A 21,083-nucleotide genomic window follows, 5' to 3' on the forward strand; every position below is an offset into this window, starting at 1 on the left:
CTACTCCGCCGCCTGAAGGTGCTGCGGCCCGTTTTCCTTGGCCACCATCCTGTCGATCAGCTTGCGCGTCCACATCGCGCCGGCGTCGATGTTGAGGTTATAGAAGATGCGATCGGGGTTCTCGTCCATGGCGCGCTGCTGCGCCTCGAGGATCAGCTCGTCCTCGTGGAAGATGCCGGAAACGCCCTCGCGGATCTCGGAGGTGATGCGCTGCTCACCGAGCTGATAGTTGCGCACGAAGGCCCAGAAATAATGGCAGGTCTTCTCGGTCTCCGGCGTGATGGTGTTGAGCACGAAGCCGTTGACGCCCTGCGAGCGGTCGCCTTCCGGCGCGCCGGTGCCTGTGGGCGCCACGCCGACGTCGATCGCGATGGTGCAGGGAGCCTCGAAACGGATGATCTGCCAGCGATCGACGGGACCGGACTTGCCGAGTTGTTTCGCCCAGAACGGCGGCGGCTCGATGTTCCGCATCCAGCGCGTCACCGTGACCGTCTTCTCACCATGGGTGACGTCGAACGGCGCCTCCGCCACCGCCTCGTTGCCGATGGAGGAGCCGTGCACGAAGGTCTCGTGGGTGAGATCCATGAGATTGTCGAGCACGAGGCGATAGTCGCATTTGACGTGGATGGTCTTGCCGTCGCCGGCCCAGGCCGGATCGTGATTCCAGTGCATGTCGGGGACGAGCGCGGGATCGGCCAGCGCGGGATCGCCCATCCAGAGCCAGATGTAGCGGTGGCGCTCGACCACGGGATAGGCGCGGACGCAGGCCGACGGATTGATGGTCTCCTGCGAGGGCATGAAGGTGCAGCGTCCCTGTGCATTGTATTTCAGGCCGTGGTAGCCGCAGACGACGGTGTCGCCTTCGAGCCGGCCCTTGGACAGCGGCACCAGGCGGTGCCAGCAGGCATCCTCCAGCGCGGCGACCGAACCGTCGGCCTTGCGATACATCACGACATGCTTGCCGCAGATCGTCCGCGGCATCAGCGCAGCTTTCACGTCCGCGTCCCAGGCCGCGGCGTACCAGGCGTTCATCGGGAAGGGCTTTGTCATTGTCTCACTCCCACGGCTTGTGAATACGTTATGTATACAATAGCGGAGGCAAAGAAAGGTTCAAGTGGCAATTTAGCTGTACTATAATACCTTTATGTATTTTGATGTATACACACCAAGGTGGCGGGTCATTCCCCGCGAAAGCGGGGAATCCAGTACTCCGCAGCGGGCATGAGACTCACACAACTGGAGCCGCGGCGTACTGGATCACCCGCTTTCGCGGGTGATGACAGCGGTGGATGCGGCAAGCGGTCCGCTTCTGAGCGGCAGAGGTATCCCTGCGGGCAGCAGCGAGAGCCGTAAGCGTTCGGACCCTTAAGCCCCGAATACCTTGGCCAGGCCTGCCTTGGCCTCTTCCTGAATCCGCGTCAGGTGCTCGGTACTGCGGAAACTCTCGGCGTAGATCTTGTAGACATCCTCGGTCCCTGACGGCCGCGCGGCGAACCAGCCGTAGTCAGTCTCGACCTTGATGCCGCCAAACGGCTGGCCGTTGCCGGGCGCCTTGCTCAGCGTTGAGCGGACGGGGTCGCCGGCGAGATCCTTCAGGCCGAGCTGCTCGGGCGTGACGGACTTCAAGATATTCTTCTGCGGCCCGGTCGCGGCGACGTCGATACGCGCGTAATGCGGAACGCCGAACTCGGCGGTGAGATCATTGAAGAGCTGGCTGGGATCGCGGCCGGTCTTGGCCATGATCTCCGCTGCGAGCAGGCCAAGGATGACGCCGTCCTTGTCGGTGGTCCACACCCCGCCATCGCGGCGCAGGAACGAGGCCCCTGCACTCTCCTCGCCGCCGAAGCCGAAGCCGCCGGTGAGGAGGCCGTCGACGAACCATTTGAAGCCGACCGGCGTCTCGACCAGCTTGCGGCCGAGCTTCTTGGCGACGCGGTCGATGATCGAGCTCGACACCACGGTCTTGCCGATCGCGGCATCCCGGCTCCAGTTCGGGCGGTGCGCGAACAGATAGGAGATCGCGGTCGCCAGATAATGGTTCGGATTCATCAGGCCGCCGGTGCGCGTCACGATGCCGTGGCGATCGGCGTCGGTGTCGTTGGCAAAGGCGACGTCGAAGCGGTCGCGCATCCCTATCAGGCTCGCCATCGCATAAGGCGATGAGCAGTCCATGCGGATCTTGCCATCCCAGTCCACCGTCATGAAACGGAAGGTCGGGTCGATCGCCTCGTTCACCACGGTGGCCTTCAGGCCGTAGCGCTCGATGATCGGATGCCAGTAATGCACGGCGGCGCCGCCGAGCGGATCGATGCCGATCTTGATGCCGGCGGATTTGACGAGGTCGAGATCGACGACATTGCCGAGATCGGCGACGTAGGGCGTGACGAAGTCATAGGCATGGACGTTCGAAGACTTCAGCGCCTTGGCATAGTCGATGCGCTTCACGCCCTTGAGGCCGTCGGCGAGATAGGCATTGGCGCGCTTCTCGACGACACCAGTCACATCGGTGTCGGCCGGGCCGCCATGCGTCGGATTGTATTTGTAGCCGCCATCCTCCGGCGGATTGTGCGAGGGCGTGATGACGACGCCGTCGGCGAGACCGCTGGTACGGCCCTTGTTGTAGGTGAGGATCGCGTGAGAGATGACCGGCGTCGGCGTGTAGCCGCCGTCCTTATCGATCATGATGTCGATGCCGTTGGCGGCGAACACCTCGACGGCGCTGACCAGTGCCGGCTCGGCCAGCGCGTGAGTGTCGATGCCGATGAACAGCGGTCCGGTCAGCCCCTTTTCCCGCCTGTAGTCGCAGATCGCCTGCGTGGTCGCGAGGATGTGGCCCTCGTTGAAAGTGTTCTTGAACGAGGTGCCGCGATGGCCGGAGGTGCCGAACGCTACGCGCTGCGCGGGATCTGTGACATCGGGCTTGCCGGCAAAATAGGCCGTCACCAGCCGCGGAATATTGGTGAGCGCGTCCGGCGAAGCCTGCTTGCCCGCCGCGGGATGAACATCAGCCACTGAACTATCCTCGTCGTTGTCAAATTGAGGCCCTGCCGCACCATAGCATTGGGCTTGCACACGCCAACTCAAAAGCCATCGGCCGACGCCGGCAACAAATGGCCGCATTTGGGTCCATGAATGGGGACATGACCATTCTCGCAACGGCCCTGCTGCTCGCCAGTTCCTTGGTGCTATCGTCTCCCGGATACGTCGAGCAAACCGGCGTCGAACGCAACCCGATGCTGCGCAACGCAGCCGTGGATCATGACCTCGCCAAGGTGAGGCGCCGGTTCGAGCGGGAGCTCCGTAGCGACACCACGGACACCTCTGGCGCATCCACCGGGCGCTAGCGCCGCGCGTCGTGCACGTAGGCACCGCAATGCAAATTGCGGGATCGTGCTATGGTCGAGGCCTTCCGGCTGTTCGAATCGCCTCATGGCTGTCCTGCGCAAGCTGCTCCCTCTGCTGATCGCCTGGCTGATCCCGGCGGACGGGCCGTCGTCTGCGGTGGCCGCGGAGTTCTACACCGAGGATCTCCGCATCCCCATGGCGGAGGCCGGGCCGCAGGGGCTCGAGGCCTTCCTGGTCCGCCCGGCCGGGACGAAGCGCTATCCGCTGGCGCTGCTCAGCCACGGCTCGCCGCGCAGCTTCGACGACCGCGCGACGATGTCCGCGCACAAATATTACGGCATTGCGCTGGAATATGCCCGGCGCGGCTTTGCCGCGCTGATCGTGATGCGGCGCGGCTACGGCAGCTCGCCCGGCGGACGCGTCGACAGCGTCGGCGGCTGCGCGAAAGCCGCTTATCTGCCCGCAGTCGCGGTCGCGGTTGCCGACTTACGGGCCGCGATCGATGCGATGGCGCGCCGCCCTGACGTCACAACGACGGGCATGATCGCGGCCGGCCATTCCGCCGGCGGGCTCGCCACGATCGCGCTCTCTGCGCAGGCGCCGTCCGGTCTCGTCGCCGCGATCAACTTCGCCGGCGGCCGCGGCTCGCGCGACGACGACGACGTCTGCAATCCCGATGGGCTGGTGCAGGCCTTCGCCACCTTCGGCAAGACCTCGCGCGTACCGACGCTGTGGGTCTATGCGACCAACGATTCCTATTTCGGCCCCGACCTCGCGCGCCGCCTCCATGACGGATTTCGCACCAGTGGCGGCAATGCAAAATTCATCGCGGCGCCGCCGTTCGGTGACGACGGCCACTACATCTATGCGGTGGCGAGCCGTGCGCAATGGACGCCCTATGTCGACGCTTTCCTGCGCGAGCGCGGCCTCGTCAGCCGCGACATCCTGAGCCCGCCCGATCCGCTGCCGCCGCCGCGCCAGCTCAATGAGGCCGCGCGGGCCGAGTTCGCGCGCTATCTCGCCAGCATGCTGCCGCACAAGGCGTTCGCGGTGTCGCCGAATGGCGGCTACGGCTGGCGCTCGGGGCACATCACGGCCGACGACGCCGGCGCGAGTCACTGGCGGCCTGCATGAAATGGTCGCCGACCTGCACGCTCTATGCGATCGACGACCGGCTGGCTGAACCTGCGCAAGCGACGTCCACCGATCAGAGCGCCCGCGCGCGCTAGTTGCCGCAGCGGAGGCCGGTTTATTAACTCCGGAGCTCTATGACGGACCGATGCTGTGGGATCGGGCAGGCTTCAATCTCGGCGCGACGTGGAGACACCTGGCGGTCGTCCTGCTGTTGTCGGCCCCGATCTGCGCGCACGCCGGAGACGCCGAGATGGACGGGCCGCACGCGACGTCGGCGATCTCCACCGGCAGGACGGAGCTCGGCGCCGGCGAAACGCCGTCATCCCGGGCCATGATCCGGAAGATCATCGAGCGAGAAACCGCAAACACCAATTTACCGGCCGATGTCGCCGAAGCGGTCGTGTTCGTCGAAAGCGGCTACAATTCGGCCGTCATCGGCAGCGTCGGCGAGATCGGCCTGATGCAGGTGCGGCCCGAGACGGCGGCGATGCTGGGCTTCCGGGGCAGCGATGCGGAACTCACCGAACCCGACATCAACATCCATTACGGGGTGCTTTATCTCAGCCGGGCCTGGCGCCTCGCCGGCGGGGATCTCTGCCGGGCCCTCATGAAGTATCGGGCAGGCCATGGCGAAGAAGATATGACCGCGCGGTCGCAGGTCTATTGCAATCGGGCCCGCAACCGTCTTGCCGCCATGAATTCGAAGGCTCTTGAGACCGAGGTTGCGGCCGCTCCGAATCCGGCGCCCCGGCCCACTCCCGCAGCACCTACGGCAGCTCCGGCAAATCCGGCGAGCCGCCCGAAGATGGCTGCGCAACCCAAAGCCGTCTATGCCCGCTATCGTCAAGGCACCGCGGCCGCCAGCCGCGCCTATTGGGCCGCGCACGAGGCCAGGGTCAGCCAGATCAAGGCTCGCATCGCAGCGCGATGGAAGCGCGTCGCATCGCGCTGACGACAAGTGCCCTAGAGCCGCTCGCTGAGCGCGAGCTTGTAGCCGACGCCGGTGACGGTCGCGATCACGGGCGTGCCGCTGCCGACGAGCTTGCGGCGCAGCCGCGCCACCAGCGCATCGACCGTGCGGATGTCGACCTCGGCCTGGCGGTTGCTGACGACCTCGATCAGATAGTCGCGGCTGAGCGGCCGTCCGTCGGCACCGACCAGCGCCGCGAGCAGGTCGAATTCGGCGCGCGTCAGCGCCACCGGCTTGCCGTCGCTGCCGAGCAATTCACGCCGGGTGAGGTCGATGATCCAGTCGCCGAAGGCGATCGAATTGTGGTTGCGCGCCGCCTTGCGGTCGAGCGAGCGCCGCCGCAGCACGCTGCGTGCGCGCGCCAGCAGGTCGCGCAGATTGATCGGCTTGGTGACGTAGTGGTCGCCGGCGATCTCGAGGCCGAGGATGCGATCGACGTCGGTGTCGCGGCGCGTCACGAAGATGATGCCCGCGTTGCTGGTCGCCTGGATCTCCTTGGCGAGCTCGAAGCCGTCACCATCGGGCAGTTGCACATCGAGGAAAATGAGATCGGTTCGGGCGCGCAACGCCTGGCGGCACTCCGCGCAGGAGCTGGCGCCGACCACGTCGAAATTGTTCTCGCTGAAATAGCCGACCAGCATGGTCCGCGTCACCGAATCGTCCTCGACGACGATCAGCCGCTCGCGGCCGGCGGGACGCAATTCCTTAAGTGCGGGATCAACCACTGTCTTGGATGTCCTGTGTGCCTGGGACCCGACCTGGAAATTCAAGTCACCGCGCAATGCGCTGTCATGTGAACGGACATTCACGACTTGTTCGAGCCCCCGAAATTGCTTGCTGGAATATTAGGCGCGTTGCGACGCGCAAACAATATTGCTCATGGTCTCCAGGGATTAAGTATGAATTGGCCCACAATTCTCATTCCGCGCATCGTACCGCAGGATGGCCCCTGGGAGGCCTTACGCCGGCCCCGGGGCCGGCGACCCCACACATTCAGCTTTGGACTCAACCGGCGGTTAACGTAAAGACAGCCTTCGGCTTCGGAAAGCCCACCTGCGCCTCTATTGTCCCGCCTGCACAATACGAAACCACGGAGCAGGCGTGATGCAGGGGCAGGCCCGGTTGGCTGCCGGTCGAATCGAGCAAGGCATAGCGCCGTTCGGCCGCTCGCACACGCTCGATGTCCTGCGCGGCCTGGCCATCGCCGGCGTGATGGCCATCCACGTCTCGCAGTCGTTTCCATCAAATATCCACGCCGTCGATTACGCCTTCATGTGCGGCTGGACCGGCGTCAACGTCTTCTACTTCGTCAGCGCCATGACGATGTGCCTGATGTGGACGCAGCGTGTCGAAACCAGTCCGACGCGCAAGTTCTACATCCGCCGCTTCCTGCGCATCGCGCCGCTGTTCTGGCTCGCGATCCCGATCTACCTCGTCATCAACGGCACCGGCCCGAGCGCCAATGCGCCTGGCGGCATCGGGCCAGCTCAAGTGATCCTCACCGCGACGTTCCTGCACGGCTTCTGGCCGGACAGCGTCAACAGCGTCGTGCCCGGCGACTGGTCGATCGCGGCCGAGATGACCTTCTATCTCGTCTTCCCGCTTCTGATCACCGCGTTCGGTTCGCGCCGCCATCTCTATCTCGCGCTGGCGATCGTGCTGCATCTCGTCAATGTCTGCCTGTTCAAGCCGTGGGCTTTCGCGCTGTTCTCCGCCTATTACGGCCCCGGTCACGAGGCATTCGTTTGGACCACGCTGCACATCAGCTTCCTGAACCAGCTTCCGGTCTTCCTGGTGGGATGCGCGCTGTTCTTCGCGCTGCGCGACAGATTTGCCAAGTCGGACGCTGCGATCTACGCGGTCTTCATTGCGCTGTCCTTCGCCGCCGACCGCGTCACCGGCTCGCACGAATTCAACTATCTCATGATCAACCTCGTGCTCGGCGCGCTGGTTACAGGTTGCATCAAGCTTGCCATCCGCTTCCAGCCGCTCGAGGCGCTCGGCCGCAATTCCTATTCGATGTACCTGTCGCACTTCGCGGTGATCTACGGCCTGCATCAGCTCTGGCCGCTCGCCGATGGACTGGTCTCGCTGCTCATTGCCTACGTCGTCACTGCCGTGCTGAGCTATCTCGTCGCGCGCGCGACCTGGCATCTGGTCGAACGGCACGCGCAGGATCTGGCGCATCGCCTAACGAAGGCAGGACCGGACCGGTCAAGCCTCCGGCCAGCCGTCGCCGCCACCGCGGCCAGCATCCCCTAAGTCCCCCGCTGCATGCTCCGGGCCTGATGCGGCTTGCCTCGCTGCCGCCTCCGAATCTACTGTGGAGACTCTTCACGCTGGAGAAGGCTCCATGGAGGTCATACTGCTCGGCACCGGCGGCCCGCGGCCGGACCCGCGCCGCATGGCGACGACCACCCTGATCAGGCTCGGCGACGAGAACATCCTGTTCGACGCCGGCCGCGGCGTCGTGGTGCAGCTCAGCAAGGCCGGCGTTCCGCTCGGCTCCATCAACACGGTCTTCCTCACCCATCACCATTTCGACCACATCGGCGATCTCTACGATGTGATGCTGAATTCATGGATGCATGGTCGCAAGGACGATCTGCGCATCTATGGACCGCCGGACACCGAACGGCTTGTCAACACGCTGGTCACGCAGGTCTACGACAAGGACATCGCCTGGCGCGATCAGGGCGAGCCGACCTTCGGCGGCTGGAAACCGGTCGTGGCGACGGACATCATTCCCGGACCCGTGCTCGACACCGCCCGCTGGAAGATCAGCGCCGAGCTCGTCTCGCACGGCGACGGCCTCGACATGTCGCCGGCGTTCCTGGCGCGCTGGATGTGTCTCGGCTACCGCTTCGAGGCGGAGGGGAAGGTCATCGCGATCTCCGGCGACACGGTCCCCTGCCCCGGTCTCGAGCGGCTGGCCGAGGGCGCCGATTTGCTTGTCCAGTGCTGTTTTCTCGCAACGCCGGAGATCAACAACGAGCACCTCCGCCGCCTTGCGAAATTCACGATCGCCTGCGGCGACACCGTCGGCAAGGTTGCGGCCAAGGCCGGCGTCAAAAAGCTCGCGCTGACTCATCACCGGCCGCGCGCCGACGATGCCATGCTGAAAGCGCTGCTTGCGGATGTCAGGCAGGATTATGCGGGGCCGGTCGTGCTCGGCGAGGATCTCACGCGCATCGAGATCTGAGGGCCGACGCTCGGCTCGCCCTTCGGCTTCAGGACGATCCGACCTCGATCCGGAACGACAAGCGCTCTTCCGCACCCGGCGCGATATGCATCAGCCCCGGCTTGTCCGCGAATTCGCCGTCAAAGCCGGCGGGACTGGCATAGCCGCGCCAGGGCTCGATGCAGAGGAACGGCGCGCCCGACGGTTTCGACCAGACGCCGAGTTCGCGAAAGCCGCGCCAGGACATTTTGAGCCAGGGGCCGCTGGACGCGGCATAGCGGACCGCGTCGCTTTCGATTCGGTCGAAGATGACGGCGTCATCGACGAACAGGGATTCCGACAGGGGGAGCGCGGCACCTTTGACTGGGCTCGGCTCCGTTGCCGGGCGCAGCAGCCCGCCATCGAGTCGGCGGACGGGAGAGGATTCCACCTTCGCAAAAGCCAGCGCGTAGTCCTCTTTCGCGCTTCCGAGCCGGAGCGGCCAGTTGAAGGCGGGATGACCGCCGATCGAGGCCGGCAAAGTCTCCTTGCCGGTGTTGGCGATCGTGAGCGTCAGGTCGAGGCCGGCCTCATCGAGGACATACGCGGCCGTCAGACGGAACGCGAACGGATAGAGCGCGCGGGTCGTCTCGCTGTCTTCGAGCACCAGCGTGCAGCGGCTCTCGCCGCGCTCCGCCCATGCAAAGCGGCTGTCTCGCGCAAAGCCGTGCTGGGTCATCCGGTATGTCTTGCCCCGGTGCCGCAATTCGTCCCCGGCGAGGCGCCCCACGATCGGAAACAGCAGCGGCGCATGGCGCGGCCATTCTGGCCCGGCCTGCCAGACGAATTCGGTGACATTGTCCTTCAACGAGCACAGCTCGGCGCCGTGCGCCTTGATGGTCGCGGTGAGCCCCCCGCTGCGGAGGGAGTGGGTGTCGTCACTCATGGCGGACATCTACACCGCGACCTCACACGCAGCAAGGCAACGTCAGCCATGCAGGCGGAACGTCTCCACCGTGCAGGGCTACGTCATATTTCTGTACCTAACGGTTGCTCCTTTGCGGTTCGTCCCCCGCCAGCTTGCTGCAGGGCGGCCCGGACTCCGATCAACACTATGGTAGCCAATTGAAATTCTTCATCAACGGTCGTTTTCTGTCGCAAAAGCTCACCGGCGTTCAGCGTTATGCCGCCGAGATCGTCAAGGCGATCGACGTGCTTTTGGCGTCGGAGCAAACTCCCGCCTCGCTGCGGAACGCAGACTGGCAGTTGCTGACGCCCGTGGATGCAAGCGAGCAGCTCCAGCTGGAGCGAATCAAGATTCGCGCCGTCGGCCGCTTGCGCGGGCACGCCTGGGATCAAATCGACCTGGCGCGCGCCGCTGCGGGTGGCCGCTTGATCAGTCTCGCCAATTCCGGCCCCGTGTTCCATCGCGACCACATTGTGGTGATCCATGACGCACAGGTCTTTCGCAGGCCCGACTTCTTCAACTGGCGCTATCTGGCAGTTCACCGAACCATGGGCCGGCTGCTCGCCCGGCACGCAAGCATCGCAACCGTATCGGCCTTTTCGCGCAAAGAGCTTGCCGAGGTGCTGAATCTGTCAGCAACGGCGATCCCGGTTTTCCCCAATAGCGCCGAACACTTTGCCAGGACGAAGCCGGATCCCGACATCATTGCCCGGCTCGGCGTTCAGCCGCAAAAGTTCTTCCTCTTCGTGGGCTCAAAGACCAAGAACAAGAATCTCTCCATCGCGATCCGCGCTGTCCAGCTGCTCGATCGAGCCGACGTTCCCCTGGTCATCGTCGGAGGGGATAATAGCAAGGTCTTTCAAGACAATTCGGGCGACGGGGTTTCCGGCCTGCTGCTCGCCGGGCGTCTGACGGACGGCGAGATCGCCGCTCTCTACGCGCATGCATCGGCATTCGTGTTTCCCTCGCTGTACGAGGGCTTCGGCGTGCCGCCACTCGAAGCCATGATCTTCGGTTGCCCAGTCATTGCCTCGACGGCCGATGCGGTCGTGGAGACGTGTGCCGACGCCGCTGCGTATTTTGACGCCAATGATGCCGAATCGTTGAAGCAGCTGATGCTCGAAAGATTGGCAATCGGCGCCATCTCCGATCAGGAACGGCGGCGGCAGCAGGAACGCGTTGCGTTCTTTTCGTGGCAAAAGTCGGCGAAGTCGTTGCTCGATCATCTCGCACCATCGGCAAACGTTGCCAGCGCTGCTTGAAGTTCGATGCACTTCGCTTATCCCGCGCATCGGTTTTCGCACAAACAATTTGCAACTGGCTGCAACTCGCACACCTGCGCATGGTTCCACGAAAAGTTTTCGTTCTTCCCATGACAATCACGCGCACAAAGAGCTTGGCGCAACATCACCACATCGCTGCCCCAATATCGCTACGTATTCGAGGAACTGTCTCTCGCACTAGCGAACACTAGCGAACTCAGAACAGGGATACAGGATGTCCGGCTCTCCAACGCGGCCCTACGGAAGGCAAACGATGAAAGTGCTGCACATCGCCGAGACGATCCGGGGCGGGATTGCCAGCTACCTGAACGAGTTGCACCCACAGCAACAGGCGAGCTTCGGCACCGGGAACGTGCACTACGTCGTGCCGTCGGATCATCGCCGCGATCTTCCGGCGATCAATGACAACCAGATTACGACGTTCGAACGATCCGGTCGCGGCATCTCTGGGCTATTCCAGATGCTGCGCGCAAGCATGCAGGCGCTGGATGCCTTTCGCCCTGATGTCGTTCACCTGCATTCCTCGTTTGCGGGCCTGGTGCTGCGCCCGGCGCTGGCGGCCCGCTCCGACGGTCCGCGCGTCGTCTATTGCCCGCACGGCTGGGCGTTTTCACGCGAGACCGGCCGCCTCAGTCATCTCGTGACGAAAGCGGCGGAGAACCTCCTTGCCCGCACGTCGGACCGAATCATCTGCATCTCGAGCGACGAGTTCAACGAAGCCGTCCGCGCCGGGATTCCCGCCGAGCGCCTCACCCTCGTCCATAACGGCATCTCGAAGAGCCGCACACCGCAGCCTGTCGCGGCCGACTGGACGTCCGAAAAGGTCAAGGTCCTGTTCATCGGACGGCTGGACCGCCAGAAGGGCTTTGATCTCCTGATCGAAGCGGCACGCTCGCTCGAGGACGTGCTGGAGATCCGCATGATCGGCGCCTCCGTCGTCAACAAGTACGAAGGCCCGAGCGTCCCGTCCAACGTGTCCCTGCTGGGCTGGCTCGATCGCCCGACCATTGAGACCCAACTCGAGGCCGCCGACCTCGTCGTGATCCCGTCACGATGGGAAGCCTTCGGCCTCGTTGCCCTGGAAGCGATGCGCGCGGCCAAACCCATCCTGGCGTTCCGCAGCGGAGCATTGCCCGAGATCGTCGTCGATGGCGTGACCGGCGTGCTTTGCGAGCCCGTCGCGGTCCAGCCACTCGTCGACGGTTTCCGGCGAGCACTCGATCTCGACCTCAAGGTGCTCGGACAGCGCGGTTACGACCGGTTCAAGCAGTTTTATGACGTTCAGAAGACGCATGGGCAATTGCAGCAGGTCTATGCCGAGCTGCTCCATGACGACCGGACACCGATCGACGCGAAGGCGGGGCTGCAGTCGGACCTCTCCAAGAATTTCTGATGGCTCGACGTTCACACTTGCCCTCGCAGATGCAGGAGATCGCGATGGCGATGTCATGGACCGGACTGGGTGTCACCGCGAACGCAGCACGCGCGAGCATGAACTAGCCGATGATATTCTCACGCACCTTGGTTCGCGGCAGCTTCCGCCTCGCGGGCATCATGGCATCGATTTTTCTGCCGGTCTCCGTCTGCGCACAGCAGGCGCAACCGCTCGATGCCCGATTCCTGCTGGGCGTCGGCACCCATCAGGGGCTGGGTGGCCCGGTGAGCGCGCGCGGATACGTTCCTTCGGAAAACGTCGCGCAGATCAAGCAGCTCGGCCTCAACGCCTTCCGCGATGACTTTCCCTGGTCCGATTTCGAGGTCGGGGGACGCCGGATGGGCTTCACGCCCAGGCTCGGCCGGCTCGAAGCGCAAGTCAAATCCGGCGTCGCGCGCCCCCTCCTGATCCTCGCCTTCGGCCATCATCTGGTTCCGAATTCCTCACCGCCGACCACCGATGAGGCCCGGCAGCGGTTCGCCGATTATGCCGCGGCGGCGGCGCAATCGGTCGTGGCGCAGCATCCGGTCTTCGAACTCTGGAACGAATGGAATCTGGCGGCGAAGAAGGATCCGGCGTTCTCACCGGAGAACTATCTGGCGCTCGCGCAAGTCGCGCGGCCGGCGGTCAAGCGCGTTGCACCGCATGCGCCTTTCCTGGTCGGAGCTCTCGGCGACGATCCGGGCTGGACATGGACGGAGAAGATGCTGCGAACCGGCATTCTTCAGCATGCGGACGGTGCTTCGATCCATCTCTACAATTTCTGCATGGGCCCGAGCAAACGCACGTCGGCCGAGATCATCGACCGGCTCACGGCGTTTCACCGTCTCGTCGGCCAGGCCAGCGGAAATCCTGACTTCCCGATCTACGTCACCGAGACGGGCTGGACCACGGCCACCAACAAGTGCGGCGTCAGCGAGCAGGCCCAGGCCGACAATACGGCTCAGCTCATCCTGTGGGCGTCGACCGCGACACGCTGGCTCAAGGGCATGTGGCTCTACGAGCTCAAGGACAGCGGAAAGAACCCGTCGGAGCTGGAGGATAATTTCGGGCTCTATCGTTTCGATAATTCGCCAAAGCCGGTTGCCTGCGCGGCCCAGGGGGCCTGGGCCTTCATTCGCCCCAGCCTGAGTGCCGAGCGCCGCGAACTCGCTAGCGGTGTCGTGTCGATCAATGCATCGACGGCTTCCGGCGGCAGAGTTGCAGTCTGGTCCGAGGCCCCGGACCGACGTTACGAGATCCGGCTCAAGGGCGATCAACAAGGCGCAAGCTTTGCGATGCCGTGCGACCAGGCGGCAAGGCCTGCGTCCGGGGTCTGGATCCCGGTTTCGAGCACACCGGTTTTGATTGCAGCCAATGACAGTGCCGTTCCCGCCCTGGAGATAAGGCCGGCGCGGTAGACGCGATTTTGCAGATATGAGGTTGATGCGATGAAAGTTCTTTTGACGTCCACGCTTTATCCGACGCCTCAGGCCCCAAAGATCGTCGGCGGCGCGGAGATTTTCGCCCGTCGTTTCGCCGAAGGTCTGGTGCAGCGCGGTGATGAGGTGGAAGTGATCCGGGCCGCATCCACGCCTCATCAGGCTCCGGAAACCTGCGACGGCATCAACGTCTACTCCGCTCCGGTGCGGAACGTGTATCTGCCCTTCACGGAGCAGAAGAACGTCGCGCTCCGCAGCATCTGGCACGCGGTGGACGACTGGCAGATGCAGGCCCCCCTGATCGCGGAGCGCATCCGGGCCTTCAAGCCGGACGTGCTGCACTCCAACAATCTGTCGGGCCTCACCACCGCGATCTGGCGCGTTGCCGCCCAGCTCGGCGTTCCCGTGCTCCATACGCTTCACGACTATTATCTGACTTGCCCGCGCTGCTCCCGCTTCAACAATGGGCGATCCTGCGAGCACACCTGCACGAGCTGCGGAATTCTGAGCTTTCATCGCAAGCGCGCCACGCATTGGCTCAGCGCCGTGGTCGGCGTGAGCGAGCGCGTCCTGTCCATTCATACCGACATGGGCATGTTCTCGGAGACGCCGATCCGCACCGTGATCCGCAACGCCTCGACCGAGCCGCCGCGCGAGCCCTACCCTCGGCCGGTCTGCACCACGGAAGTGACGTTCGGGTTCATCGGCCGCCTCACGGAGGAAAAGGGCATCGACAATTTGATGCAGGCCCTTGCTCAGCTGCCCCGTGATCGGATTCGAATGATGATCGCCGGACGGGTCAGCGAGGAGGAGCAACGGCGCCTCAGGGCGCTCGCGCCCGATGCGCGAATCGAGTTCATGGGCTTCGTGGTGCCGGACGATTTCTACAAGCAGGTCGACGTCGTGATCGCGCCCTCCATCTGGCACGACCCCGGTCCGCTCGTCGTCGCAGATGCCAAGGCTGCGGGCAGGCCGCTGCTCGGCACGCGCTTTGGCGGCATGCCCGAGGTCATCGAGCACGGCGTGACCGGCTGGCTGACCGAAGCCGATCCGCAATCCCTGGCCAGGAGCATGCTCGCGGTCGCAGCCGATCCGCACAAGATCGACGAGATCAGCCGGCGCCTGATCGCAGATACCAACAAATGGATATTCTCCGACGTGCTGTCTTCATACAAGAACCTGTATGAACAATTGCGCGAGCAGCGGATGTCGCACGTGCGCGCAGCAACGGCCGAAGCGTCGCAGGGGCCATCGATCGTCGGCAAGGAGCGCCTCATTCCGCGATGACACGCCTCCTCGCGATGGCGGGCTACGTCTATCAGAGCGCCGCGGCGATCATCCTGATCTTCGCGATCAGCCATCTGTTGCCCGCCGCCGACTACACCAACTTTTCCCTCGCGCTGGCCTCGAGCCAATTGCTCTGCGTCCTGATGTTCGAGTGGCTGCAGCTGGCCGGACTGCGGTTTCTGGCGGCAGCCAAGGAAAACGAGGCGGCGCGGCTGAGGTGGTCGCTATTTGCCGCCGGCCTGTCGAGCGCAGCCGCGCTCGTCGTGGTCGGGAGCTGCGCGTCTGTGGCCAGCGTGCTCCCGACCGGGATCGTCGCGTTGGGTCTCGGCATATCCGTGCTCCAGGGCTTGACGGATCTTTACTTCCTGTCGGTCCGCCTGTCCGACCGGCTGGGCATCGCATCCTTTCTGCTCGCGCTGCGTGCCACCGCCCTTCTGATTGGAGCCGCCGCGGGCGCGATGATCTCGGGGACGGCCGAAGCGGCGCTGCTCGGCATTGCCTTGGGTCACGCCCTCGGCCTCCTCGCCGGCCTTGTCGCCTATCGCACGCCGATGGAGCGCGTGTCGCCGCAAACGATGCTGGCCGACTGGAAGGAGTTCTCCCGCTACGGCATGCTCGCGGCAGGCGCGTCCGTCATCCATCTGTCGGTGCCGGTGCTGCTCCGTGTCATCGTCGTCGGCCAGCTGGGTGCGACCGGGGCCGGGGCTGGATTTTCGATTGCGCTCGACCTCCTGCAACGTCCCTTCTGGGTTCTCAATGCGGCGATCCACACCGTGAGCTATCCGGAAGTGGTCAACGACTTCGAACACGGAGGCAGCGCAAAGTCAGTGCAGTCGGCGCGGCGGATGTTCGAATTCATGATCTGCACGACCCTCGTGCTGCTCGGTGGTCTGATTGGATTCATTCCAGATGCCGCCCGTATCCTGGTGCCGCAGGCGAGCCTGGATGGCTTTCTCGAGACGGCACCAACGGTCGCCGCCTTCTATTTCCTGCACACCCATCTGCAGGCGACGATCGCGGTCGTTCCCCACCTCGAGAAGCTGGCGACCAGGCTCGTCGTCGTCGCGGCCTGCCAGCTCGCCATCGTTGTGTCCCTCTCCCTGGTCGCGGTATCGGCCGGCCTGTCGCCGCGGGGGGCGGTCGGCTGCGCTGCGGTCGCCACGCTCGCGACGATCCTGGTCGCACTCGGTCCCACGCTGCGGTTCGAGGCGTTCCCGCGCTGGCCGTTGGTCATGCAGGCGGTCGTGGCCGCAATCCTGATCGGATCGCTCGGTTCGATACCGACGGAGCCCGCGGCATGGCTGGCCGGCAAGATCGCGGTCGCCGCGATGGCAACGGCGGTCATCGGATGGCGCGGAGACTTTCTGATGCTGGCCCGGCGCAGCTGATTGGCTGCATCAGCGGTGTGCGAAGCAGATCTGGTTCCGATACGGAACCGGGTCTTCATCAGCGGTTTCCGCGGCGAAAGCTGCACCATCCCTGAGCAGCCACAACCATTGCGAGTAAATCGATTGGTTTAACCGCCCATGGAAGCGGCATCTGCGAACTTCCCGTGCAGGAAGGCGCGAGTAGCGCGAAGGAATGAGACGAAGATGCTTTGATCCACGGCCAGCGAGAAAATGTCTTGCTGCTCCTTGCCGACCTCGCGCGCCGCGCGCGCGCCAACCGCTCTTTCAAAATCTGTCATATAAAATCCAATTCGCGCGATCTGCGCATACATTCAGCAGTGCAAATCACGAAAATCTTGAAAGCGCCTTCCTCACGCCATGCTGCCCGGGCATCGCATGAATATTCTGCTGCAACACAGAGCAAGTCTGTTCCTGCACAAGGAACCTCGTTTCGCTCGCGATTTGTAGCTTCCATTTTTATCTGAAATTCACACTCGACAGAGAAGCTTGAACGCAATCCCTGCGAGCAATTTCGTTCGCGCTGAAACTCGAGTGTGAAATGTCCGATCAAACCATCCTATCCGCCAGCGGCTTCATCGACTCTATCGGCGTCAACACGCACGCCGGCTTCGGCTGGACCGGCTACAACAATCTCGCGCTGATGGTCGATGACCTCGAGTATCTCGGCGTCACCCATCTCCGCGACGCCATGGGGACCAGCCCGGCCGCGCAACCCGTCGTCGACGGTCTGGCCGCTGCCGGCTACAAGTTCGACTTCCTGGTGTCATCCGCGCTGCCCCAGACCGGCACAACCGGGCTGCAGAACTACATCGCCTCGCTCCAGAAGTTCGTGACGAGCCACCCGGGCAGCATCAGCGCCATCGAAGGGCTCAACGAGGCCAATCACCAGCCCTTCAGCTACAACGGCAGCTCGAGCCTTACCGCCGCAGCTCAGTTCCAGAGCGCGCTCTATCAGGCCGTGAACGCCAACGCCGCGCTCGGCAGCATCCCCGTCTACAATCTGTCACTGGCCTACAACGATCCGCAAGGCTACAGCCAGCTCGGCGACATGTCGGGCTCGGTCGACTACGCCAACGCCCACGCCTATGTCAGCACCAGCCTGACGACCGGCAGCTCGATTTCGGCAACGCTGAGCGCCGTCATGGCCGCGGCACCGGGCAAGCCTGTCGTCATCACCGAGACCGGCTACACCACGCAAGCCAACACCCAATATCTCGGCGTCAACGAGACGGTGCAGGCCAAATCGATCCTGAACACCCTGGTCGATGCCTACAAGGCCGGCGTGAGCGCGACTTATCTCTACGAGCTGTTCGACCGCGATTCTTCCGCCGGCAATACCAATCCCGAGGCCAATTTCGGACTGTTCAATTCCGACGGGACGCCGAAGCTCGCCGCCACCGCCATTCACAATTTGACGACCATTCTGGCCGACGACGGCAAGGGCGGCCTGCAGCCGACTGATCCGTTGAACTACACCCTGAGCAACATGCCAGCCACAGGCAACAGCATGGTGCTCGGCAAGAGCAACGGCGCTTACGAGCTCGTCGTTTGGGCGGAGCCGAAGCTCTGGAAGGACTCGAACGACACCGAGATTTCCAATCCGACCGAGACCGTCACGGTGAACCTGGGCGGCGTGCATCATTCGGTGAAGGTGTACGACACGCTGACAGGGACCACGGCGATCGCCAGCTACACCGACGTCAGCACGATCACGATCCCGGTCAGCGATCACCCGCTGATCATCGAGATCGACGCGCCTCCGACCACCACGACTCCGCCGGACACAAGGACCACTGTCAGCGGCACCGCCGCCGAGATCGTGCCGCAACTGTCCGACCTCAGCGACTCCACGGCCCTGCAGACCATCACGCTGACCGATTCGCACGTCCTGCCGGTCGCCTCGAAGGCGACCATGGACTACATGATCGCCCACTACGGCAGCGCCCTCTCCAAGATCCAGGGCGGTTACTCGTTCTCGGTGACGAACTCGGCTGCGACCTGGAGCAGCACGAAGACCTATAATTCCAGCGGAACGCTTGTGTCGAAGTCGGACACCGGCCTGAATGCAAGCGGACAGCCGACCTCGACCACCGTCGCCTACACCGACGGTTCCAAGGACCTGATCAGCTACACCGGCGGCGTGAAGACGAAGTTCGTTCATGTCGGCACCGACGCAACCAGGACGACCGACACCTACAACACGGCCGGAACCCTTCTGAGCGAAGTCGTCCAGAAGTCGGACGGCTATTACTCCACCACGCTCTACACGAGCGGCGTGAAGACGGCCGCCTACGTCAAGAATGCCGACGGCTCGCAGGACAATTACACCTACGGCATCACGGGTAAGAGCTTCACGACCCAGGTTCAGCATCTCGATGCATCCGGAAAGGTCACCTCGGTGACCCGCAGCCATGCCGACGGCTCGCTGGACTCGACGCAGGTCTACAACGCCGACGGCAGCAGCGTGATCACCACCTACAGCGCCACCGGCGTCAAGCTGGTCGAGACCGCCTATCATGCCGATCACAGCAAGGATGTCTGGACCTACAACATCACAGGCCAGAACTACACGACCGAGCACGACGTCTACAATTCGACCGGCTTCCTCACCAGCCTGACGCGGCTGCACAGCGACGGCAGCCTCGCCTTCAAGCTTACTCAGACGACCGACGGCACCAAGACGACCGATTGGTACAATGCCGCCGGCAGCCTCACCAGCGAGGTGGTCCAGAAGGCCGACGGCTTCTCCTCGACCACGCTCTACAGCAACGGGGTCAAGACCAACGCCTATGTGAAGAATGCCGACGGCAGCCAGGATAATTATGCCTACGGCATCACCGGCCAGAGCTACACCACGCTGATCCAGCACGTTGATCCCACGGGCAAGGTCACCGCCGTGACCCGCAAGCATGCCGACGGCACGCTCGACTATACCCAGGTGATCAACAGCGACGGCAGCAGCGTCGTCACCAATTATGATGCCGCGGGAACGCGAACCAAGGAAACCGACTATCACGCCGACGGCAGCAAGGACGTTTTCCTCTTCAACATCACCGGCCAGACTTACACGACCGAACACGACATCTACGACGCGACCGGCTTCCTCACCACGCTGATTCGCAAGCACGCTGACGGCAGCATGGCGTTCAAGCTGGTGCAGAGCGCCGATGGGGCCAAGACCACGGACTGGTACGACGCCAGCGGCGTGCTGACCAGCGAGGTGGTCCAGAAGCCGAGCGGTTACAGCTCGACCACGGTGTACACCAATGGCGTGAAGACCGCGGCGTACATCACCAACGCGGACATGAGTCACGACAACTACAGCTACAACATCACCGGGCAGAGCTATACCACGCAGTACCAGCACCTCGATCCATCCGGCCAGACCACCGAGGTGACCCGCTGGCATGCCGACAACTCGCTCGACTACACCCAGATCGTCAACAGCGACGGCAGCAGCGTGGTGACCAACTACGATGCATCAGGTGTCAAGAAGACGGAAACCGACTACCACGCCGACGGATCGAAGGACGTCTTCCAGTTCAACGTCGTCGGCCAGAACTACACGAACGAGCACGACAGCTACGATTCGACCGGCTTCCTCACCAACATCGTGCGCACCCATGCGGACGACAGCCTGGCCTTCACGCTGGTGCAGAGCGCCGACGGCACCAAGACCTCCGACTGGTACGATGCCAACGGCGTCATCACCAGCGAAGTGACCACCAAGAGCGATGGTTACAGCTCCACGACCGTCTATACCGGCGGCGTGAAGAGCGCTGCCTACATCAAGAACGCCGACGGCACATCCGACAACTGGAATTACAACATCACCGGGCAGTCCTACACGACCCAGCATCAGCACCTCGATGCCTCGGGCAAGTTGGTCGAGCTCACCCGAACCCACGCCGACGGCACCCTGGACTATACCCAGGTCATCCATGACGACGGCAGCAAGCTGACCGACATCTACAACAGCTCCGGGACCAAGACCCAGGAGATCGCCAACAACGTTGACGGCTCGAAGGACGTCTTCCTGTTCAACTTCAACGGACAGACCGGTACGACGCAGCACGAGAACTACAACTCCGCCAGCGCGCTGCAATTCTTCGATCAAACCAAGGCCGACGGCACCCACAATGTCACAGCCGTCGCCGGCGGCGTGACGATCCAGGGCGGGGCCGGCAATGACGTGTTCTCGGCCGCGCCAAACTCGACCACGGTTGCCTACGATCACGGCCAGGACCAGATCCTCAACTTCCAGGCTGGTGACGGCACAACCCACGACGTCGTCCAGATCTCGAAGCTCCTGGCCGCGGACTACAGTCACCTGCAGATCACGCAATCCGGGACGAATGCGCTCATCACGTTCTCGGCCAATGATTCGATCCTGCTGAAGAACGTGTATGTCAGCAGCCTGACGAGCCACGATTTCTTGTTCGTCTGAGCAAGGCGAGCTGACGACAAGTCCGCATCAACGTTGACACGGGCCGGGACCAGCCAAGGTCCCGGCCCGCTCGTTAGGCGTCTGCCTCATCAGAAGGCAGAGTTGGGACGATGAAGACGTTCACTTCCCCGGCAAGATGGTTTCGAGGAACTCGAGGCCGACCGATCCGCGATCACGCCACCTTCCCCGCTCCATCCAGCGAACTTGCGTCACAATTCGTCTCTA

At 63.5% G+C, this 21,083-nt stretch carries 15 protein-coding genes and 1 pseudogene; 11 read left to right on the plus strand and 5 right to left on the minus strand.

All coding sequences use genetic code 11. The features are described from left to right. The gene (locus GGD61_RS21795) at positions 1 to 1,050 is read right to left on the minus strand and encodes an aromatic ring-hydroxylating dioxygenase subunit alpha (RefSeq protein WP_092261599.1); all 1,050 of its coding nucleotides are present in this window, start codon (positions 1,048 to 1,050) and stop codon (positions 1 to 3) included. Positions 1,051 to 1,365: 315 nt separating this feature from the next. Further along, positions 1,366 to 3,012 carry a phosphoglucomutase (alpha-D-glucose-1,6-bisphosphate-dependent) gene (gene pgm / locus GGD61_RS21800; RefSeq protein WP_183231099.1) on the minus strand — a complete coding sequence of 549 codons (1,647 nt, stop codon included), beginning with the start codon at positions 3,010 to 3,012 and terminating at the stop codon, positions 1,366 to 1,368. A 128-nt stretch (positions 3,013 to 3,140) separates the two neighbouring features. On the opposite strand from pgm, the gene GGD61_RS21805 reads away from it, so the two are divergent. The 3 genes and pseudogenes from GGD61_RS21805 to GGD61_RS21815 all read left to right on the plus strand — a co-directional run bounded on the left by GGD61_RS21805 (position 3,141) and on the right by GGD61_RS21815 (position 5,431). After that, a complete protein-coding gene (locus GGD61_RS21805; RefSeq protein WP_143109112.1) occupies positions 3,141 to 3,344 on the plus strand; it encodes a hypothetical protein in 204 nt (67 codons plus the stop codon). A gap of 85 nt (positions 3,345 to 3,429) precedes the next feature. After that, positions 3,430 to 4,574, plus strand: a pseudogene (locus GGD61_RS21810) (alpha/beta hydrolase family protein). 50 nt (positions 4,575 to 4,624) lie between these two features. Further along, positions 4,625 to 5,431 carry a lytic transglycosylase domain-containing protein gene (locus GGD61_RS21815; protein WP_177237415.1) on the plus strand — a complete coding sequence of 269 codons (807 nt, stop codon included), beginning with the start codon at positions 4,625 to 4,627 and terminating at the stop codon, positions 5,429 to 5,431. A gap of 11 nt (positions 5,432 to 5,442) precedes the next feature. On the opposite strand, the gene GGD61_RS21820 is transcribed toward GGD61_RS21815, so the two are convergent. Beyond that, complete coding sequence (locus GGD61_RS21820) at positions 5,443 to 6,258, minus strand: response regulator transcription factor (protein WP_092261602.1); 816 nt, start codon at positions 6,256 to 6,258, stop codon at positions 5,443 to 5,445. A 295-nt stretch (positions 6,259 to 6,553) separates the two neighbouring features. Here GGD61_RS21820 and GGD61_RS21825 point away from each other — a divergent pair, with 295 nt between their 5' ends. Continuing rightward, positions 6,554 to 7,711 carry an acyltransferase gene (locus GGD61_RS21825; RefSeq protein ID WP_092261628.1) on the plus strand — a complete coding sequence of 386 codons (1,158 nt, stop codon included), beginning with the start codon at positions 6,554 to 6,556 and terminating at the stop codon, positions 7,709 to 7,711. A gap of 91 nt (positions 7,712 to 7,802) precedes the next feature. Beyond that, positions 7,803 to 8,651 carry an MBL fold metallo-hydrolase gene (locus tag GGD61_RS21830; protein WP_092261603.1) on the plus strand — a complete coding sequence of 283 codons (849 nt, stop codon included), beginning with the start codon at positions 7,803 to 7,805 and terminating at the stop codon, positions 8,649 to 8,651. Positions 8,652 to 8,679: 28 nt separating this feature from the next. Here GGD61_RS21830 and GGD61_RS21835 read toward each other — a convergent pair whose 3' ends face one another. Beyond that, on the minus strand, positions 8,680 to 9,555 hold the full coding sequence (locus GGD61_RS21835; RefSeq protein ID WP_092261629.1) for an aldose 1-epimerase family protein: 876 nt from the start codon (positions 9,553 to 9,555) through the stop codon (positions 8,680 to 8,682). Positions 9,556 to 9,734: 179 nt separating this feature from the next. Here GGD61_RS21835 and GGD61_RS21840 point away from each other — a divergent pair, with 179 nt between their 5' ends. The 5 genes from GGD61_RS21840 to GGD61_RS21860 all read left to right on the plus strand — a co-directional run bounded on the left by GGD61_RS21840 (position 9,735) and on the right by GGD61_RS21860 (position 16,390). Continuing rightward, on the plus strand, positions 9,735 to 10,838 hold the full coding sequence (locus tag GGD61_RS21840) for a glycosyltransferase family 1 protein (RefSeq protein ID WP_092261630.1): 1,104 nt from the start codon (positions 9,735 to 9,737) through the stop codon (positions 10,836 to 10,838). Between the two features lie 274 nt (positions 10,839 to 11,112). After that, on the plus strand, positions 11,113 to 12,252 hold the full coding sequence (locus GGD61_RS21845) for a glycosyltransferase (RefSeq protein WP_092261604.1): 1,140 nt from the start codon (positions 11,113 to 11,115) through the stop codon (positions 12,250 to 12,252). Between the two features lie 161 nt (positions 12,253 to 12,413). Then, entirely contained in the window at positions 12,414 to 13,694 is a 1,281-nt protein-coding gene (locus GGD61_RS21850) for a hypothetical protein (RefSeq protein ID WP_244550778.1), read from the plus strand. Positions 13,695 to 13,724: 30 nt separating this feature from the next. Next, on the plus strand, positions 13,725 to 15,002 hold the full coding sequence (locus GGD61_RS21855) for a glycosyltransferase family 4 protein (protein WP_018323207.1): 1,278 nt from the start codon (positions 13,725 to 13,727) through the stop codon (positions 15,000 to 15,002). Next, positions 14,999 to 16,390 (plus strand): hypothetical protein, encoded by a 1,392-nt coding sequence (locus GGD61_RS21860; protein WP_092261606.1) that lies wholly within the window; start codon positions 14,999 to 15,001, stop codon positions 16,388 to 16,390. The genes GGD61_RS21855 and GGD61_RS21860 overlap by 4 nt, the downstream gene beginning before the upstream one ends. A 128-nt stretch (positions 16,391 to 16,518) precedes the next feature. Here GGD61_RS21860 and GGD61_RS21865 read toward each other — a convergent pair whose 3' ends face one another. After that, entirely contained in the window at positions 16,519 to 16,722 is a 204-nt protein-coding gene (locus GGD61_RS21865; RefSeq protein ID WP_092261607.1) for a hypothetical protein, read from the minus strand. A 227-nt stretch (positions 16,723 to 16,949) separates the two neighbouring features. Between GGD61_RS21865 and GGD61_RS21870 the strand changes: the two genes are divergently transcribed. Beyond that, positions 16,950 to 20,858, plus strand: a complete 3,909-nt coding sequence (locus GGD61_RS21870; protein ID WP_183231100.1) for an RHS repeat protein — start codon at positions 16,950 to 16,952, stop codon at positions 20,856 to 20,858. The last annotated feature ends 225 nt before the right edge of the window (positions 20,859 to 21,083 follow it).

It is taken from the genome of Bradyrhizobium sp. SBR1B, from assembly GCF_014198205.1.
Lineage (GTDB): Bacteria > Pseudomonadota > Alphaproteobacteria > Rhizobiales > Xanthobacteraceae > Bradyrhizobium.